Source organism: Streptomyces sp. NPDC012888 (assembly GCF_042900645.1).
Classification (GTDB): Bacteria; Actinomycetota; Actinomycetes; order Streptomycetales; family Streptomycetaceae; genus Streptomyces.
In genome coordinates, this window is sequence record NZ_JBIBBM010000002.1 from 193,084 (window position 1) to 211,971 (window position 18,888).

Genomic DNA, 18,888 nt, shown 5'->3' on the forward strand with positions numbered 1-18,888 from the left:
GTGACCGTATTCGAACTCGATTCCGCAGAAGGGAAGGGGAGTTCGAACCACAACACCCTATCCGGAGGGCCGCGCACCCCGTCTGTGTCCTCTTGCCCGGAAACCCGCGTGCGGGCCCGACCGGCTACGCCACTATGGCCGCCGAAAGCCGCACACGCGACGAGTCTTCAGGCAAGGGACACCGGATGAGACTGACCGACATATCGCTGGACTGGCTGCTGCCCGTCAGCCTGCTGATCCTGGGCGTGCTTGCGGCGGTGGCGGTGCTGGCCCGGGGCAAGCGCGAAGGCGAGAAGGCCACGGCCGACGACAGCTGGGAGCGCAGCGAGGAACGCCGACGGCGCAAGGAGGCCATCTACGGCACCGCCTCGTACGTGCTGCTGTTCTGCTGCGCCGCGGTGGCCGCCGCGCTGTCCTTCCACGGGCTGGTCGGCTTCGGCCGGCAGAACCTCAACCTGTCCGGCGGCTGGGAGTACCTGGTGCCGTTCGGGCTCGACGGCGCCGCCATGTTCTGCTCGGTCCTCGCCGTCCGCGAGGCCAGCCACGGCGACGCGGCCCTCGGCTCCCGGCTGCTGGTGTGGACCTTCGCGGGAGCGGCCGCCTGGTTCAACTGGGTGCACGCGCCCCGGGGTCTGGGGCACGCCGGCGCCCCCCAGTTCTTCGCCGGGATGTCGCTCTCCGCGGCCGTGCTGTTCGACCGGGCGCTCAAGCAGACCCGCCGGGCCGCGCTCCGCGAGCAGGGACTGGTACCGCGTCCGCTGCCGCAGATCCGGATCGTCCGCTGGCTGCGGGCGCCCCGCGAGACCTTCGGCGCCTGGTCGCTGATGCTGCTGGAGGGGGTCCGCACCCTCGACGAGGCGGTGGACGAAGTACGGGAGGACAAGCGGGAGAAGGAGCAGGAGCGGCTCCGCAGGCGCGAGCAGCAGCGCCGGGAACGCGCCCACATCAAGGCGATCGGGCGTCAGCACCGGGCCTTCGGCCTCCCCCGGCCCCGCGGCCGGCAGGTCGAGGTCCCGGGCCTCGCCCCCGGTACGGGCTCCGCGCCGGTCGGCGCGGAGCCCGCCATAGCGGAAGCAGGACAGCTGCCCGTACGGCGCCGGCCCTCCCTGCAGGCCGTTCAGGGAACCGAGGCGAGTGAGTCCCGCATGGTGGACCTCACGGCCGAGGACGACACCCAGACCCTCCCCCGGCTCGACTCACTGGAGCGCAAACTCAAAGACCTCGAGCAGCAGTTCGGTTGATCGGCGGGGTGGTCACGGCCGTCCGGACTCCCCCGGCGGCTTCCCGTCCAGCTCGAACCAGACCACCTTGCCGTCGGCCAGCGGGTCCACGCCCCACGCGTCGGCGAGCGCCTGCACCAGCAACAGCCCCCGGCCGTGCGTACCGTCGTCGGCGATCGGTACGTACGGCCTGGGCCGCTTGTCGGCGGAGTCCCGGACCTCCACCCGCAGTCGGGCGTCGTCCAGCCGGATGCCGACCTCCGCCCCCTGATCGGTGTGGACCAGCGCGTTGGTCACCAGTTCGGTGGTGAGCAGCTCGGCCACTTCCGCGGTGTCGGCGCGGCAGCGGTGCCGCAACAGGTCCCGCAGGGCCCTGCGCACCTCGCCCACCGCCTTCAGATCCGCGCGGCGCACCGTCCGTGTGATCTCGGTCTTCGCCCCCACCCGCACGGCGACGTCCCTCCCGTATCGTGTTCAGGCACGACTTCGAACTGGTCTACGGGATGCATGCCCGCCGGGCGGAGTGGCACTCCTGCGAACCTGTAACGGGGTTACGGACGCGGGACGTTGCGCAGGTTGGATCGCGCCATCTGGAGCATGCGGCCGACACCGCCGTCCAGCACGATCTTGCTGGCGGAAAGTGCGAAGCCGGTCACCATCTCGGCACGGATCTTCGGCGGAATGGACAGGGCGTTGGGGTCGGTCACCACGTCCACCAAAGCGGGTCCACGGTGCTGGAACGCGTCCTTCAGGGCCCCTCTGAGCTGCTTGGGCTTCTCCACCCGGACCCCGTACGCGCCGGCCGCGCGGGCGACCGCGGCGAAATCCGGATTGCGGTTCGTCGTCCCGTAGGAGGGCAGGCCGGAAACCAGCATTTCCAGTTCGACCATGCCGAGCGACGAGTTGTTGAAAAGGACCACTTTGACGGGCAGGTCGTACTGCACCAGGGTGAGGAAATCTCCCATCAGCATCGAGAAACCGCCGTCACCCGACATCGAGACCACTTGACGGCCGCGGTCGGTGAACTGCGCGCCGATCGCCTGCGGCAGTGCGTTGGCCATGGACCCGTGGCTGAAGGAGCCGATGATCCGGCGTTTGCCGTTCGGCGAAAGGTACCGCGCGGCCCACACGTTGCACATGCCCGTGTCGACGGTGAAGACGGCGTCCTCGTCGGCGAGTTCGTCGAGCACGGAGGCCACGAACTCGGGGTGGACGGGGGTGTGCTTCTCCACCTTGCGGGTGTAGGCCCTGACCACCGACTCCAGGGAGTCGGCGTGCTTCTTCAGCATCCGGTCCAGGAACCGCCGGTCGGACTTGGGCCGTACCCGGGCGTTGAGCGCCCGCAGCGTCTCCCGTACGTCGCCCCAGACGGCCAGGTCGAGCTGCGAGCGGCGCCCCAGGTGCTCGGGCCGGATGTCCACCTGGACGATCTTCACGTCGTCGGGCAGGAAGGCGTTGTAGGGGAAGTCGGTGCCGAGCAGCATCAACAGGTCGCACTCGTGGGTGGCCTCGTAGGCGGCGCCGTAGCCGAGCAGCCCGCTCATGCCGACGTCGTACGGGTTGTCGTACTGGATCCACTCCTTGCCGCGGAGGGCGTGGCCGACGGGGGCCTTGACCCGCCCGGCGAACTCCATCACCTCGGCGTGCGCACCGGCGGTGCCGCTGCCGCAGAAGAGGGTGACCCGGCGGGCCTCGTCCACCATCCGCACCAGCTTCTCGATCTCGGCCTCGCCGGGCCGGACGGTGGGGCGGTCGGTGACCAGGGCGTGCTCCACCGCCTTCTCGGGGGCGGGCTGGGCGGCGATGTCACCGGGCAGGGCCACGACGCTGACCCCGCTGCGGCCGACGGCGTGCTGGACGGCGGTCTGCAGCAGCCGGGGCATCTGGGCCGGGTTGGAGATCAGTTCGCAGTAGTGGCTGCACTCGCGGAACAGCTGGTCGGGGTGGGTCTCCTGGAAGTAGCCCAGGCCGATCTCGCCCGAGGGGATGTGGGAGGCGAGGGCGAGGACCGGGGCCATGGAGCGGTGGGCGTCGTAGAGCCCGTTGATCAGGTGCAGGTTCCCGGGGCCGCAGGAGCCGGCGCAGGCGGCGAGCCTGCCGGTGACCTGTGCCTCGGCTCCGGCCGCGAAGGCGGCGGTCTCCTCGTGCCGGACCTGGATCCAGTCGATCCCACCCGTCCGGCGGATCGCGTCGACGACGGGGTTGAGGCTGTCGCCGACGACCCCGTACACACGGCGCACGCCGGCGCGCACCAGGATGTCGATGAACTGCTCCGCGACGGTCTGCTTGCCCATGACGGGGGCGCTCCTTCCGTTCGGCCTGCTGTTGCCACCGCCTCCCATCAACCCACGGCCGGTCCGGTCACGCCTCCCAGAGCACGGCCGCCGTACGGTCGTCGGCGTAGCCCTTGACGCGCAGCTGGGTGTCGGCCAGGAAGGCGGCGAGGCCCGGCGGCGAGGCGGCGCGGCCCGACCAGCGGGTGGCGAGCTCGGCGGGGAGCAGCGGTTCCTCGCGCAGGGGGTCGGCGAGGCCTCCGGTGCAGAGCAGCAGGGCGTCCCCGGGCCGGGCCACGGAGGCCCGGAAGCGGAAGCCGCCCTGGGCGGGTGTCTCCAGGTCCTCCCAGCGGCCGGTGCGCAAGCGGAACACGCCGCCGGGGCCGCTGCCGAAGAGGATCCGGGTGCGGCATTCGGGGTCGATGGGCAGGAGCAGGCAGCGCAGTCCGGCCGTGTACGCCTGCTCCTCGCGGCCGAGTTCGGCGGCGCGGGCGCGCAGCCTGCCGTAGCCGCGGTCGGTGAGGCGCTGGAGCCCGGAACGGAGGGCGTCGCGCCGTCCCGCCCGGATGTCCTCGCCGAGCCGGCCCTGGCTGCGGCCCACGGCGGCGCCGACCCACTGGCAGAGCTCGGCGGCGGCCTCGCGCGCTCCGGCCGCCGCCCGGTCCCCGCCGGCCAGGGCCACGAGTACGAGCGAGTCGTCGCCGGTCCCGAAGCGGGCGGTGAGCAGGAAGTCCCGGCGGGCCTCGCCGCGGTAGCGGGCGGAGTCGCCCCGTACGGAGACGGCCCGCAGGGTGGTGCCGCCGTAGCGGGCGCCGTCGAGCACGGTGTCGGGGACGAGGTCGGGGACGCCGGCGGGTTCGGTGACGGGCAGGGCTCCGGGTTCGGCGGCGTAGGTGGGCGGCCGGTCGCCGAGGTGGGTGACCTCGGGCCGCGGGTCCGCCGTCGCGGAACCCCGCGGCCCGGCCGCGGTGCGGGGGTCCTCGGGGCGTGCGGGCGGTATGGCGACCTCGCCGAGGGCGTACCCGGTGGCGGCGGTGGCGGGCCCGGGGCGGGCCGCCGGCGGGCCCTCGGGTTCGGGCGCCGACGCTGGCGCCGGCGCCGGTTCGGGACCAACGGCTGGTCCGGGCTCCGGCGCGGAAGCCGGTTCGGGAGCCGGTTCGGGAGCCGGTTCGGAGCCCCGCACCGGCTCCGGTTCGGGACCCGGTTCCGGCTTCGGTTCCGGCTCGGGCTCCTGCTTCGGCTCCGGCTCGGCGTCGGCCACCGGCTCCGGGGCGGGCTCGTCGGGGGCCGGGGGTGGCTGCGGGGTGCCGGTGACCACGGCCCAGGCCGAACCGAAGCGGGACTCCAGCGTGTCCACCACGTCGTCCGCGGCCGCGCGCGGCCCCGGGACGAGGCCGGACACCGGGGCGGCCCGCGGGTCCCGCGGTTCCTGCGGTTCCTGCGGTTCCTGCAGGTCCTGCGGGTCCGGCGATCGCGGTGGTGGCGGTGGGTCCGGCGGGGCTTCGTAGAGTTTGTTCCACCAGTCCTGCGGGTCCGCGTCCCCCTGCTGACTCATGCCTGCCATTGTCGGCCGCTCGGGTCGGCCGGAAACCCCGATCGCGCGGATTACGCCCGTGCGTGCGGAAAGACGCCGGCCCCCGCACCCCTTGCGGGGCGGCGGGGACCGGCGTCTCGTACTGGTGTGCCGGCGAACCGCTCAGACCTGCGAGCGGCGCGGCGTCACGGGGTGCGGGTCTTCTCCTCGTCCTTGGTGTAGCAGCCCGGCACGTCGCCCGCGCAGTTCGTCGGCAGGTTCTTGACGATCTCGCTCTTGACGTTCTCGACGATGCCGCCCGTCTCGTTGCGGACGCCGCCGCCCTGGTCGGCGGCCCGGTTCTCCTTGATCACCACGTGCTTGAGGGTGAGCACCGGGGTGTCACCGCCGGTCTCCACCTCGTTGTTGATGCCGCCGCCGTCGTCGCCGGCCTGGTTCTTGAAGATCTTGGTCTTGTTCAGGGTGGCGTCACCGGCGTTGTGCAGGGCACCGCCGTCCGCGCCGGCCTTGTTGTGGTAGAACTCGCTGCCGAAGACCTCCAGGACGCCGTCCGGCTCCTGGTTGATGCCGCCGCCCGACTCACCGGCCCAGTTCTCGACGAACTTGGTCTCCTTGATGGTCGACTGGCCCTCGGTGTACAGGCCGCCGCCGTTGCCCTCCCGCGCCGAGTTGTTCTCGATGTGGCTGGAGTTGACGACCAGTCGGCCCTCGTTGTGGATGCCGCCGCCGTCGTCGTCCGCCTGGTTCCCGGCCACGACGGTCTTGAGGAGGGTGAGGGACCCGTTCTCGCTGTTGGCGAGGCCGCCGCCGTCGTCGGAGGCGTAGTTGGTCTGCACGTAGCTGTCGCTGAGCTTGACGTTGCCGCCGTCGTTGTAGACGGCACCGCCGTCGTCGTTGGCCCGGTTGCCGGCCAGCGTGCTCTTCTCCACGCGCAGGATGCCCCGGTTGAGGACCGCGCCGCCGTCCCCGTTCGCGTGCCCGTTGGCCACGGTGAGGTTCTTCAGGGTGAGCTGCCCGGTCGAGGAAACCTCCAGCAGCCGGAAGTCGGGGCTGGTGTCGGAGCGGATCAGGGTGGAGTCCTCGCCCTTGATGGTGATGGGGCGGTCGATGACGGGCAGGGCGTTCTGGCCGATGTTGGTCGAGAACGCGTAGGTGCACCGCTCGGCCAGCCGGATCGTCCCGCCGTCGGGATTGGCGTTCGCGTCGTTGATGGCCTGGATGAGCTCGGTCGTGCCGGTGGTGCCGCACGGCACGGTCACGTTCAGCGGTACGGATCGGGCCGGCGCGGCCAGGACCGGGGCGGCCGTGGCACACAGTCCGAGACCTGCCACCGCTGAGGAGCAGGCGAGGACAAGGCGCAGCTTCATGCGTTTCCCTTCGACTGTTTTCCAGGGTCCGCCGCCCGGCCGAACCAGCGGGGAGGCACCCGGATGGACATATGGGTACTAACCTCTCGATCCGCCGAAGTCCCGTGCCGCCGCCGCGACACACCGTCAACTCCATGCCGATGGGTGTCACCCACCCACCCGTACGGCGCAGCGCGGGCGGCCGTCGCGCCGCGCGTGACGCCGCCGGCCGCGCACGTCGTACGGCGGTGCCGCCGTCCGGGTGAGGGGGGTGCCGTCCGGCGCGGGCCGAGGTGTGGCGAAGTGGCCGCGCGGACGGTTGCCGGCCGGCGGATGCCGGTGCTGCGGTGGCGACGCCTTGGCAGAGGGGCGGGTGGTGCGGTGATGATGTGCGCGGCGGGTTCGCGCCGTGGCCGCTTTCCGCCAGGCGCGCGGCTAGGGGTCGAGAGGTGGGGTGGACGGGTTGCTGGGTGCGATAGGCCTGGACGAGGGCCAGGAGTCGGCTTACCGGGCGCTGGTGGCGATGGGTGCCGCGGAGGTGCCGGACCTGGCGCACCGGCTGACCCTGCCGGTACCGCAGACCGAGCGGGCGCTTCGGCACCTGGAGCGGCACGGGCTGGCCGCGCAGTCCTCGGCCCGCCCCGGCCGATGGGTGGCGGCACCGCCGGGGGTGGCGCTGGGGGCGCTCCTCACCCAGCAGCGGCACGAGCTGGAGCAGGCGGAGCTTGCGGCGTCGCTGCTGGCGGAGGAGTACCGGGCGGAGGCGGCGGAGCCGGCGGTGCACGACCTGCTGGAGGTGGTGACGGGCGCGAGCGCGGTCGCCCACCGCTTCGCCCAGCTCCAGCTGGGCGCGGCGGAGGAGGTGTGCGCGCTGGTCACCGGCCGCCCGCAGGACCGGGTGGCGGGCAGCGGGGTCGGTTACCGCGTGGTCGTCGAACGGGACGTCCTGACCGACCCGGACGGGCTGCGGCAGGCGCAGGGCGCGCTGGGGCGGGGCGAGCTGCTGCGGGTGGTGCCGCGGGTCCCCACCAAGCTGGTGATCGCGGACCGGTCGCTGGCGATGGTCCCGCTGACCGGACGGAACGCGGAGCCGGCGGCGCTGGTGGTGCACGCCTCGGGTCTGCTGGATTCCCTGCTCGGCCTGTTCGAGGCGGTGTGGCGGGAGGCGCTGCCGCTGCGGCTGGGCGCGGGGGGTGCGGTCGGGGAGGCGGGGGCCGGTCCGGACGAGACGGACCTGGAGGTGCTGTCCCTGCTGCTGGCGGGCATGACGGACGCGAGTGTGGCGAAGCACCTGGATCTGGGGTTGCGGACGGTGCAGCGGCGCGTGAAGCACCTGATGGAGCTCGCGGGCGTCACGACCCGCCTCCAGCTGGGCTGGCAGGCCTACGAACGCGGCTGGGTCTCCCGCGGGCCCGCCACCGCGCCCGCTGACCGGGGCCGGGGCGCAGCCGCCGGGCACGCGCCGGACCGTGGCCCCGCCCCAGGGCCCAGCCTGGGTCCCGACCAGGCGGCGAAGCCCGGCCGCACCCCAAGCCCGAGCGGCGATTGAGCGGGCCCCGGCGGAGCCGTGGCCGCGGAGGTGACGCGCCGCTCGGGCGTGGGGGGATCCCGCCGGACCCCCGCTCCTCAGGCGCCGGAGGAGCGGGGGTGCCCGCAGCGGGTGCCGGGTAGTGGCGGGGGTCAGCCCCAGCCGCGGCCCGTGCCGCCCCGCTTCGCGGCGTAGTTGGCGCGGCCCTCCGCCGACCGCAGACGCCAGTCCCGTCGCAGATCCGCCCGCAACCGCGCATCGGTCTTCGCGACGATCCGCTGGTTCTCCCGGAGCAGCTTGCGGTAGCTCTCCAGCCGCCGCTCCGCCAGCTCACCCCGCTCGACCGCGTCGCGCACCGCGCACCCCGGCTCGGCCTCGTGCGCGCAGTCGTGGAAGCGGCACTGCTCGGCGTACTCCTCGATCTCCGAGAAGACCTGCTCGACGCCCGACCCGGCGTCGAACAGCCCCACGCCCCGCAGCCCGGGCGTGTCGATCAGTACGCCACCGCCGGGCAGCGCCAGCAGGTTGCGGGTGGTCGTGGTGTGGCGGCCCTTGCCGTCCACGTCGCGGATCGCCTGCACGTCCATCACGTCCGCGCCCAGCAGCGCGTTCGCCAGCGTGGACTTGCCCGCGCCGGAGATCCCGAGCAGGACCGTCGTGCCGTTGCCGACGACCGCGGCCAGGACGTCCATGCCCTCGCCGGTCAGCGAGGAAACCGTGAGCACCGGTACGCCCGGCGCGCTGGACTCCACGTCGTGGACGAGGTGGGAGAGGGTGACCGGGTCCGGGACCAGGTCGGCCTTGGTCAGCACCACCACCGGCTGCGCGCCGGACTCCCAGGCCAGCGCCAGGAACCGTTCGATCCGGCCGAGGTCGGGGTCGGTGGCCAGGGAGACCGCGACGACGGCGTGGTCGACGTTCGCGGCGAGGATCTGGCCGTCGGAACGCTTGGAGGAGGTGGAGCGTACGAACGCGGTGCGGCGCGGCAGGTAGTCGCGCACGTACCGGGGGTCGCCGACCCCGGCGGGGTCGACGGCGGCCCAGTCGCCGGTGCAGATGACCCGAAGCGGGTCGTGCGGGGTGACGAAGGCCGTGTCGGCGCGGACCGTGCCCTCCTCGGTGAGGACGTCGCACTGGCCGCGGTCGACGCGTACGACGCGGCCCGGCACGAGGCCCAGCTCGGCGTACGGGGCGAAGGCGGCGGCCCAGTCGTCGTCCCAGCCCAGGGTGGTCAGCGCGGACGAGTGGAGCGGGTGGAGCGGGTGAGCGGAGGAAGTCAAGGGGGACCCTTCACAAGGGTGGTCCCGGCGTGGGTGCGCGTGCGCACGGCGCGGCGCGCGAGGAGACGGAGCGTCAGTGTCGGCCGGTGACCACGGGGATGAGATCGATGGTCTTCGGAGTGCTGGCGGTGGTGCCCAGCTCGACGGCAGTCATCAATGCTCACCTCCGGTCGGTCCTACGGCTGCGTACGACTACGGCTCGTTCGTCGTGGCTGCACCGTAACGCGGCCCCCGCGGGCCGCGCCAATTGTTTTTCCGTCCGGCCTTCAGCCGAGGCGGGCCAGGGCGGCGAGGACCGGTGCCGTGCCGTCCTCGGCGGCGAGGGCCGCGGCGACGGCGCGGGGCCGGGCCGCGGGGATGGCGACGGCGGTGCGGATCGCGCCGGCGAGGTCCGCGGCGGTCAGGCGCTGGTAGCGCAGGGGGCGCGGGGCGACGCCGAGGCGGTGCAGGCGGGCGGCCCAGAAGTGCTGGTCGAGCTGGACGGGCACGGGCACGGCGGGCACGCCGGCCCGCAGCCCGGCGGCGCTGGTGCCGGCACCGCAGTGGTGGATGACGGCGGCGGTGCGCGGGAACACCCAGGGGTGCGGGGCTTCGCCGATGGTGAGGACGTCGTCGCCGGTGGCGTGGAGTCCGCTCCAGCCGGACTGGAGGACCAGCCGGACGCGGGCTAGCCGGCAGGCCCGGACCAGCAGCGCGGAGAGGCGGGCGGAGTCGGCTTCGACGAAGCTGCCGAAGCCGGCGAGGACGGGCGGCGGGCCGTCGTCGAGGAAGGCCGCGAGGCGGGGGTCCGGCTGCCAGTGGGGGCTGTGTTCGGGCCACCAGTAGCCGGTGATGCGGTGTCCGGCGGGCCAGTCCGCCGGCCGGGGGACGACGGACTGGCTGAAGCCGTGGAGCACGGTGCGGTCGCGCGGGAGGAGGGTACGGCGGGGCGGCAGCCCGAGTTCGCGGCGGAGTTCGCGGACGGCGGGGGCGAAGAGCTGTTCGGTGGCGGCCCATACGGCGTGCCCGGCCAGCCGGTTGGCGGGCCGGCCGTAGGAGCGGGCGCCGCTGACGAGGGGCGGGAAGTCGCCGGTGGGGGTGAGGGGTTGGAGGTAGACGCCGATGCAGGGGATGCGGAGGGCCTCGCCGAGGGTGGCGCAGACGGGGTCGGCGAGGGCGGAGGCGAGCAGCACGTCGGCGCCGCCGCGGACGGCGTCCTCGACGCCGCGGGTGAGCCGGGGCGCGAAGGTGCGGGCCAGGCGTACGGCGCGGGTCATGGCGAGGGCCGGGTTGCCGGCCCTCGCCAGACCTTGGCCGGCGCCGGAGGCGAGCTCTTCGCGGGGGTCGAGGGGCAGCGGACGGAACGTCAGGCGGTGGGCGGCGATGCGGGCGGCGAACCGGGTGTGGGTGGCCACGGCCACGTCGTGGCCGGCGGCGGCCAGGCGGGTGGCCAGGCCGGTGTAGGGGGCCACGTCGCCCCAGGAGCCGGCGGTGACGATGAGTACGCGCACGCACCCATTCTGTCGGGGCTCCGCCCCGTACCCCGCTCCTCAATCGCCGGAGGGGCTGGTTTTCCCCGCCGGAACCGGCCCACAGGGCCACACCCCGTCGAGCCCACCAAGCCCGAGCGGCGCTTGAGCGGGCCCAGCCGGAGCCCCGGGGTGCCGGATGAACCCGGGCCGCACTTCAAGCCCGAGCGGCGATTGAGCGGGCCCCGGCGGAGCCAGAGCCGCGCAGCCGGCTCCGCTCGGGCACACGGGGCTCCGCCCCGAACCCCGCTCCTCAAACGCCGGAGGGGCTGGAAGTGGCCGCCCGGAGCCGGCCCGCAGGGCCATGCCCCGCCGAGCCCACCAAGCCGGAGCGGCGATTGAGCGGGCCTGGGCGGAGCCCCCGGGGCACCCGTCGCAGCCGGGCCGCACTTCAAGCCCGAGCGGCGCTTGAGCGGGCACCGGCGGAGCCAGAGCCGCGCAGGCGGCGCGCTGGGGAACGGGGCCGCCCCCGGGCCGACGGGGTCGGGCGGGGGCGGCGGGTCAGGGCGGCGGGGTGAGGCCGCCCACGGTGTAGGTGTCGTAGATGTCGAGGAGGTCTTCCTCGGCGGCCAGGTCCACACCCGGCGGCATCCGGCACACCAGCGCCGTCAGCCGCGCCAGCGCGGTCAGCCCCGGCAAGGCCGACTCGCCAGGCACGGCCGGGCCGCCGGGCGACGGGTGGGCCGGCGGGGTCGGGGGCAGGGCCGCGTGGGGCCACTCGGTGGCGAGTTGGTGGAGGCAGTCCTCGTGGGACCGGTCCGGCGGCACCGCCGGACGGTCGTCCGAGACGTGCCACAGCCCCTCGGTCGGGATCGGCCGGCAGGCCCGCACCACGCGTTTGCGCAGTGCGGGATCGGCCCCTTCCCAGGTCGGGGGCGGGACGAGGCCGGCCAGCGCGGCCGAGGCGAGGGCCTCGGCCGCGGCCAGCCGGTCGGCCGCGACCCCGACCGCGGTGAGGCCGTAGGGCGGCTCACCGTGCCAGTCGAGGACGCAGACGACTCGGGGACGGGGCATCGGATCAGTCGATCAGCCGATGCACATTTCCGTCTTGCCGAACAGGTAGCGCTCGTCGTAGTTGCGCACGGTCGAGCGGATCTTGCTGCCCGTGCCGTTCGGCCCGCTGGCGATCATGAACTCACCCACGCCCATGTAGTAGTGGCAGGCGCCCTTCGGGCCCCAGTTGGCGACGGCGCGCGCCTTGTACTTCTTGTTGCCCGACTCGTAGCCGGTGGTTCCGATCTTCTCCCATCCGTACCAGCGCGACCGGTAGAGCGACACCCGGATCGAGAAGCTGGGCACCTTGGCCTTGCACTTGAGGTCGGCGTGGACGTTCACCCGGTTGTTGACCGTGTGCGACCGGTGCGGCCGGTCCACGAACCCGCCGCAGCCCCAGCGGTTGCTGCCGTACTCGCCGCTCAGGTCGGTGCAGTTGACGCTGTCCGCCGTGCAGTACTCGTACGCGTTGGCGTTGCCGCCGTACACGGGGTCGACGGACAGGAACCGGCCGGTGGCCGGGTCGTACTGGCGCACGCCCATCAGGACGACGCCGGCCGGCGTGCCGGAGCCGCGCTGGTAGGCGGCGAGCCAGTTGTACCGCGCGGACGCGGTCCCGGCCCGGACGTTGCCGTACTCGTCCGTGTCGGCCACCGACAGCGGCTTCTGCGGGTCCAGCGGCATCGCGACGCCCGCGTCGCCGTGCAGGTCGGTGAACTGGAGGACGACGTCACCGGTGGTCCCGGTGACCGCGGCCAGTTCGCCCGAGAGCGAGGCGACGTTGCGGGTCCGCACGTTCGCGGCGGTGTCCTCCACCGTCCACGACGGGCTGTCGGAGGCGTCCCGGTAGTGGTGCACCGACCCGACCGAGGCCAGGACGGCGCCCTGCCCGTCGAGGGTGTCGGTGGTCCAGGCGGCGAGGCGGCCCTGGGCGTCCAGCTCCCAGGTCTGCCGGCGGTCGCCCGCGGTCTGCGAGCGGACCAGGTCGTTGGCGTAGTAGCCGAACGTGCTGCCCGGCTTGGTGAGCGTGCGGCCGAACGCGTCGTACGTGATGCCGGTGCCGGTGAGCCGGTCCGCGGCGTCGTACGCGTAGTCGGTCGTGCTCTGGACCGGGGTGCCGGTGCCGTCCTCGTCGCGGGTGGAGACCAGCTTGGTGCGGTTGGCGTTGGCGTCGAACGTGTACGCGCGGTGCTGGTCGCCGTACGCCCCGGCCTCCCGGACGTCGGTGAGGCGGCCCGTGCGGTCGTAGCCGAAGGCCTGGCCGTTGCCGGTGCCCGCGGTGCGGGTGCCGGAGCTGGTCTGGCCGTGCACCGTGGGGACGGCGACGTCGGTGAGGACGGCGGTGCCGTCCGCGTCCCGGGTGTAGACCCGGGAGGTGGTGAAGCCGGTCTCGTCCTTGACGGTGGTGAGGGTGTAGCCGCCCGGCAGCGTCTCGCCGGACACCTCGCCCGAGGCGTCGTAGGAGGCGCCGAAGGTGCCGGCGACCGAGTCGGTCATGGCCGTGGGCAGGCCCCTCGGCTCCTTGTCCGTGTCGTACGCGTACGTCACGGTCGAGGGCGCGGAGTCGGACACCTTCACGGCCCGGCCCAGCGGGTCGAACTCGGTGGTGGTGACGTTGCCGGCGCCGTCGTCGTAGCCGACGAGGCGGCCGAGGGCGTCGTAGGAGTAGGAGACCGTCCTGCCGCCCGAGGCGACGGTGGCCGGCTTCCCGCTGACCGGGTCGTAGGTCCGGACGGTCTCGGGGACGGCGGTGCCCAGGCCTCCGGTGACGGCGGTGCGGGTGACCCGCCCCGCGTCGTCACGGGTGACGGTGGTGGTGCGGGTGTGGGTGCCCGCCTTCTCCGTGGTCTTGGCGACCTGGCCGGACGCGTCGTACTCGTACACCGAGGTGGTGCCGGCGGAGGCGTCGGCCGGGCCCACCGAGCAGACCAGGTCGGCCCATTCGGGGCGGCCGGCGCAGGCGCCGGTCCCGCCCGCCGTGTAGTACGAGGTGATCCGGGTGCCGGCGGCCCCGCCCTTCGGCTGGACGGTCGAGGTGACGCGGCCCTGGGCGTCGTAGGCGGTGCTGGTGACGAGGTTGAGGCCGGCCGGGTCCTCGGCGGTGGTCAGGGGCAGGCCCTTGGCCCAGTCGTAGGTGGTCTTCGTGACTCGGGTGTCGAGGTCGCCGGGGCGTCCCGGGACCGCGGCGCCGACCGTGACCGTGGTGGCGCGGCCGCTGACCGCGGCGCCGGCGGGGCGGGCCTCGTCGTACAGGCTGGCCGTGTGCCGTCGTGCGGGGACCTCGCTGCCCGCGGGCAGGTCCGCGGCACCCTGCTGGAGCTCGACCAGGTGCAGCGGCCCGTACGAGTGCAGCTCGCGCAGCCCGTCGGCGCTGTACTCGGCCGTGTCGGCCAGGAGCGCGGCGCGCTCGGCCGTGCCCGCGCCGTCGATGCCCAGGCGGGCCAGCCGCTCCAGGCCCGCGCCGCCCGTGGCCAGGGCCAGGTCGCGGTTGGCGGGGGTGAGCGCGAAGACGACGGCGCCGTCGGCGTTGTAGCCGGTGGTGGAGACGCGGCCGCCGGGGGTCGCGGTGTTGACCTCGCGGCCGGAGGCGTTGACGTAGCTGACCGTGGCCCGCTTGTAGGCGGCCGCGGTCAGCGCTTCGCCGTCGTGCGCGGCGGGTACCGCGTCCGGCGGGAAGACGGCGGTGGCGTCGGTCGGGGCGTCGGTCTGGCCCCAGGCCGCCACGTCCGCCGGACCCATCCGGTGGGGGGCCTTGGTGCCGGTCAGCGGGACGTCGTACACCAGCGAGGTGGCGATGGTGCCGCCGTCGGTCTCCGTCTTCGAGCCCTGCTTGAGGGACGGGCGGGAGGCCTTCAGGAGCATGCCCTCACCGGCGGTGGCCGCGTCGCCGGCCTTGCCGTAGGTGAAGGTCCACGGCAGCTCGGTGCCCGGCATCATCCAGAAGACGCGGTTCGCCGAGTCGTACGAGTACTGCACCTGCGTGGCCTGGGACAGGCGGGGGTCCCACTGCTGGCGCAGCCGGCCGTCCTTGTCGTAGCGGTACACCGACACGGTCCGCGCGGTGGCGGCGGTCGCCCCCGGAGCGGTGGACCAGTGCCGGATCTCCTTGACCTGGCCGGCGAAGTCGCCGAAGTCGGCGGCGGTGGACCAGCCGGTGGCGGTGGTGGCCGTCGCGTAGACGAACTCCAGGCGCTCGCAGCCGGCGGTGGCGGCGTTCGCCTCGCAGGCCTCGGGGGTCGCCGCGGTGCTCGGCGCGATGAGGTACCGGGGCCGGGCGAGGACCTTGGTGCCGACGGTGACCTTCTCCGAGACCACGCGGGTGGTGGAGTTGTCGGTGGGCAGGGCGGTGGAGGCCACCTGCCAGCTCTCGGCGGCCGGGTCGACCTTGGCGAAGACGGTGGTGACGCCCTCGTCGTCCTTCAGGGTGAAGGAGCCGGTGAGCGCCCCGGTGAGGGTGAGGTGCTCGGCACCCTCCTCGGGCTTCCAGCCGCCGCCGGAGGTGGCGGTGAAGCCGATCGCGCCGTCGGCGAGGACGACCTCGACCGAGGTCGGGGAGGTCTTGCGGAGGCCGGTGTAGGAGGACCGGGTGATCTCGGCGTAGACGCCGGAGACCCACTCGGGGCCGAAGATCTTGACCTGGCCGTCGTCCTCCGGGTGGTCGCCGCGGGAGTAGGCGGTACGGGTCACCGTGGTGCCCGCGCCGGAGGCGTCGGTCGCGTCCAGGGTGAAGTCACCGGTGAGGCCGTTGACGGAACCGGGGCCGACGGGCAGCTCGGGGGAGGCGCCGGCGGCGCGGTCCACGGTCACGCTGACCGCGGGCGAGGCCTCGGTGGCGGAGCCGGTGGAGAACACCGCGCGCACGTCCACGGGGCCGTCCTCGGCCAGGGTGGTGGTGATGTCCCAGGTCAGGGGGGCCGGCTTGCCGCCGCTGACGGCGACGGGCCAGGCGCTCGGCGCGGTGCCGGTGGAGTTCGTCCGGACGTCCGCGACGGGGACGTCCTTCCAGGTGTCGGTCTCGCCGCGGCGGTACTGGTAGCGGACCCCGGTGTACGAGGTGTCGCCCTGGGCCATCAGGCCGGTGCGGCGGGCCGGGCGCTCGCCTTCGCCGGGTGCGGTCAGGGCGGCGCCCTTGCCGGCGGAGAAGGCGTGGACGGTGTCGGCGGAGACGTTGCCGGCCGCGTCACGGGTGTGCGCGGTGACGGTGTGCGGGCCGGCCCTGAAGGTCAGCGTGGCGTTGACCGGGGCGCCGGTGGTGGCCACGGTGGTCCAGGCGCCGGAGTCCAGCTTGTACTGGACGTCCTTCACGTCGCTGGTGGGCGGGGTGAAGGTGAAGGTGCCGGAGAAGTTGCCGGCCGCGTCGGGGGTGCCGGACCAGGCGCCGGCCGGGAAGGCGGCGGACGAGACGGCCGTGTTCGCCGGCTTGGCGGTGTCGACGGTGAAGTTCTGCCAGGCCGACCAGGTGCCGTTCCAGGTGTTGCCGTCGTACACGCCGGCGCGCCACTTGTAGCTGCCGGGGGCGAGGGCGGTGGCCGGGGTCCAGGGGGCGTTGGCGCCGGAGGCGGTGAACGCGGACTTGCCGGTCTGCAGGGCGGCGGTGCCGGTGGGGGTCCAGATCTCGTAGCTGAGCTGGACGGTGCTGCCGTCGGGGTCGGTGGCCTTGGCGGTCAGCGTGGGCGTGGTGTCGTTGGTGGACGCGCCCGAGAGCGGGGACACGGGGGTGGCCGCGCCCGGCTTCGTGTTGTGGCTGACGGTCAGCGACGGCTCGTACGCCGCGTTGTGGGAGCCGTCGGTCTGGTTGGCCGAGTGGTAGCGGCGCCAGGTCAGGGCGTCGGCCTCGTCCACGGCGGCTATGCGGACGCCGTGGTTGGGCTGGCCGTCGGCCCAGGCCTGGACGATCGCGTCGACGTCCCAGGAGACGTGTCCGGCCGGGCAGGTGGAGTTGTAGCCCTTGGCGGCGGTGGAGGTGACGGCGCCCGCGGTGGTGGTGGCCGGCTGGTTGGACCAGGTGATGGCGGACGGGTCCCAGGCCGCGGTGATCCGGCGGACCTGGTTGCCCGAGTTCGCGGTCGAGCAGGTGGAGGAGTAGTACGAGTACAGGCGCAGGTCCGTGTCCAGGATCTGCTTGCCCTTGTACTTGTCGACGTTGAACTGGAGGAACGAGCGGGCCTTCTCCGCGCCGTTGTACGTGCCCGCCTTGAGCTCGGTCGAGCCGCGCTGCGAGGTCAGGTAGTCGTCGTACTGGATCCAGGTGTCGGTGACCGGGCCCATCAGGGAGTCGGTCGGGTCGATGGTGACCGGGTAGGTCAGCGCCGGGTCGGTGAGGAACTCCATGCTGGGCTTGAGGACCAGCACCTGGCCCTTGCCGCCCTTGTCCTGCTCGACGGTGACGTCGACGGGGGCGATGTGTTCGGCGTCGCCGGAGGCCCGGTCGTAGGAGGAGTCCCACATGACGGGGGCGGGGGCGGTGGCCTGCGCCTTGCCCTTGGCGTCCTCCCAGCGCATCCGCTGGTTGTCGGTCTCGGTCAGCTTGAGGCCGGTGGCCTCGACCGGTATCCGGTACTCGACGGGGGCCTTGGGGGCCTCGTGCAGGACGACCGAGTGGGAGAAACCTTCCTTCAGGGCGGTGACCACCAGGTCGCCGCCGCCCGCGACGGCCTTGCGGTAGGTGGCGGTGGAGCCCTTGAGCTCGGGCTCGGGCAGGGTGCCCTGCCAGCCGATGCCGAGGGAGTGCCTGCCGCGCTCGACCTCGACGAGGGGCTCGCCCGAGCCGCCGTCGGAGAGGGCCACGCCGGCGGCCGCCTGCCTGGGGCGGACGACCTCGCCGGCGTCGACGAGGCTGGTGTCCACGGTCTGCCAGCGGCCCGCCTGGTCCTTGACCCGGACGGGGCCGGTGTAGGAGACCACGGAGGTGGTGCCGCCCGGTTCGGCGTAGGTGGTGGTGGACTCGGTGCGCTCGCCGGTGATCTCGATGCGCCGGTTCTGCAGCCGGGCCATCAGGAAGGCGGAGGGTGCGTCGGCGGCCTCGGCGGGGCCGGGGCCCTTCTTCTTCGGTGCGGGGGCGGCGGGGGTCTCCGGGACGGCGGCCGGTGCGGCCGTCGACACCCCCCCTTCCAGCAGGGTCACGGTCATGACCATGGCCACGGCCGTCGCGACCCGGGCGAGCCGGGTCCGCGAGCGTTCTCTCATCTGGCTCAAACCTTTGTACGAGGATGGAACCAGCGAAGTTACTGAACCGGAATCGGTTCCTGGGACCGGCGAACAGGAGGAGCCGGACATTGCGGGACAGCCGGCGACAGGATGTGATCAAACCCTGACCTGCGCCGATGGGCGCGAGTCGCGGTCCCCGAGGCACGGACGGACAATCGGACCAAACCCGTCCGGCGCCGAGAATCGGAACCGCCATGACACACAGAACGCGCCTTCGGTGGATATGGCGCACCTCGATCGGTGGGGCCGCGTCCCTCGGCCTGGTGCTCACGCTCGCCTCGCCGGCTCCCGCCGCGCAGCTGATCAGCCTGGAGCTGGACGCCCCCAACGTCACGGTGACCTTCCGCGACACCGACCCCGGGGACGTGAGCCACGAGATCGTGCTCACCCCCCAGGGCCCGGGCGCCACCGTGCGCAAGGTGCCCCTGAGCGGTCCCGTCCCCGGCGTGAACAGGACCTCGGTGCGCATGGTCAACGCCGGCATCACGCCCGGCATCAAGTACTGCGCCCGCGTGTCGACGGTCGAGAACAACGCCGACAACGTCTTCAGCGCCCGCTACGAGTCCAACGAGGTCTGCGCCGAACCCAAGGACTCCCCCACCGCCCCCGGCGACGTCTCCGTCGTCAGCATCCAGGGAGAGGCCAACCCTCCGGCGGGTACCAACCGCAACTACTGGATCCACTACACCAACACCGGCGCCGACGTGAAGGGCGTCACCATGGACGTCCAGCTCTCCGGCTCGCTGACGCTGCGCCGGCCTCCCGAGTCCGGCACGTTCATCGGCTTCCAGTGCTCCGCGGCCGGCAGCGGGTTCCGCTGCACCGGCGGCACCCTGCCCAAGGGCGCGAAGGGGCAACTGCCGGTGCTGGTCTCGGTGAAGGGCCCCGGCCCCGGTGCCGTCCACGCCACCGTCGGTGTCGCCGGCGACCCGGTCCCGGGCAACAACGCCCAGACCTTCACGGTGCTGTCCGTCCCGCGTCCGTAGTCCGCCCCACCCA

At 73.5% G+C, this 18,888-nt stretch carries 11 protein-coding genes; 3 read left to right on the forward strand and 8 right to left on the reverse strand.

The genetic code is table 11. The annotated features are described in order from the left end of the window. The first annotated feature begins 185 nt into the window (after positions 1 to 185). On the forward strand, positions 186 to 1,241 hold the full coding sequence (locus ACFY61_RS03330) for a DUF2637 domain-containing protein (RefSeq protein ID WP_389466341.1): 1,056 nt from the start codon (positions 186 to 188) through the stop codon (positions 1,239 to 1,241). Positions 1,242 to 1,253: 12 nt separating this feature from the next. Here ACFY61_RS03330 and ACFY61_RS03335 read toward each other — a convergent pair whose 3' ends face one another. From ACFY61_RS03335 to ACFY61_RS03350, 4 genes are all read right to left on the reverse strand, one after another. Further along, entirely contained in the window at positions 1,254 to 1,634 is a 381-nt protein-coding gene (locus ACFY61_RS03335) for an ATP-binding protein (protein ID WP_389466343.1), read from the reverse strand. Between the two features lie 137 nt (positions 1,635 to 1,771). Beyond that, positions 1,772 to 3,514: a pyruvate dehydrogenase gene (locus ACFY61_RS03340; protein WP_389466345.1), complete on the reverse strand. Its 1,743-nt coding sequence runs from the start codon at positions 3,512 to 3,514 to the stop codon at positions 1,772 to 1,774. A gap of 67 nt (positions 3,515 to 3,581) precedes the next feature. Then, complete coding sequence (locus tag ACFY61_RS03345) at positions 3,582 to 5,048, reverse strand: protein phosphatase 2C domain-containing protein (RefSeq protein WP_389466347.1); 1,467 nt, start codon at positions 5,046 to 5,048, stop codon at positions 3,582 to 3,584. 164 nt (positions 5,049 to 5,212) lie between these two features. Next, on the reverse strand, positions 5,213 to 6,394 hold the full coding sequence (locus ACFY61_RS03350; protein WP_389466350.1) for a hypothetical protein: 1,182 nt from the start codon (positions 6,392 to 6,394) through the stop codon (positions 5,213 to 5,215). 442 nt (positions 6,395 to 6,836) lie between these two features. Between ACFY61_RS03350 and ACFY61_RS03355 the strand changes: the two genes are divergently transcribed. Beyond that, positions 6,837 to 7,922 carry a helix-turn-helix domain-containing protein gene (locus ACFY61_RS03355; protein ID WP_389467000.1) on the forward strand — a complete coding sequence of 362 codons (1,086 nt, stop codon included), beginning with the start codon at positions 6,837 to 6,839 and terminating at the stop codon, positions 7,920 to 7,922. Between the two features lie 131 nt (positions 7,923 to 8,053). Here ACFY61_RS03355 and rsgA read toward each other — a convergent pair whose 3' ends face one another. From rsgA to ACFY61_RS03375, 4 genes are all read right to left on the reverse strand, one after another. After that, complete coding sequence (rsgA, locus tag ACFY61_RS03360; RefSeq protein ID WP_389466353.1) at positions 8,054 to 9,181, reverse strand: ribosome small subunit-dependent GTPase A; 1,128 nt, start codon at positions 9,179 to 9,181, stop codon at positions 8,054 to 8,056. A 266-nt stretch (positions 9,182 to 9,447) separates the two neighbouring features. Then, on the reverse strand, positions 9,448 to 10,671 hold the full coding sequence (locus ACFY61_RS03365) for a glycosyltransferase (RefSeq protein WP_389466356.1): 1,224 nt from the start codon (positions 10,669 to 10,671) through the stop codon (positions 9,448 to 9,450). A gap of 519 nt (positions 10,672 to 11,190) precedes the next feature. Further along, on the reverse strand, positions 11,191 to 11,703 hold the full coding sequence (locus ACFY61_RS03370) for a hypothetical protein (RefSeq protein ID WP_389466358.1): 513 nt from the start codon (positions 11,701 to 11,703) through the stop codon (positions 11,191 to 11,193). Positions 11,704 to 11,715: 12 nt separating this feature from the next. Further along, on the reverse strand, positions 11,716 to 17,868 hold the full coding sequence (locus tag ACFY61_RS03375; RefSeq protein WP_389466361.1) for a DNRLRE domain-containing protein: 6,153 nt from the start codon (positions 17,866 to 17,868) through the stop codon (positions 11,716 to 11,718). A gap of 215 nt (positions 17,869 to 18,083) precedes the next feature. Here ACFY61_RS03375 and ACFY61_RS03380 point away from each other — a divergent pair, with 215 nt between their 5' ends. Continuing rightward, entirely contained in the window at positions 18,084 to 18,875 is a 792-nt protein-coding gene (locus tag ACFY61_RS03380; protein ID WP_389466362.1) for a hypothetical protein, read from the forward strand. Positions 18,876 to 18,888: the final 13 nt, after the last annotated feature.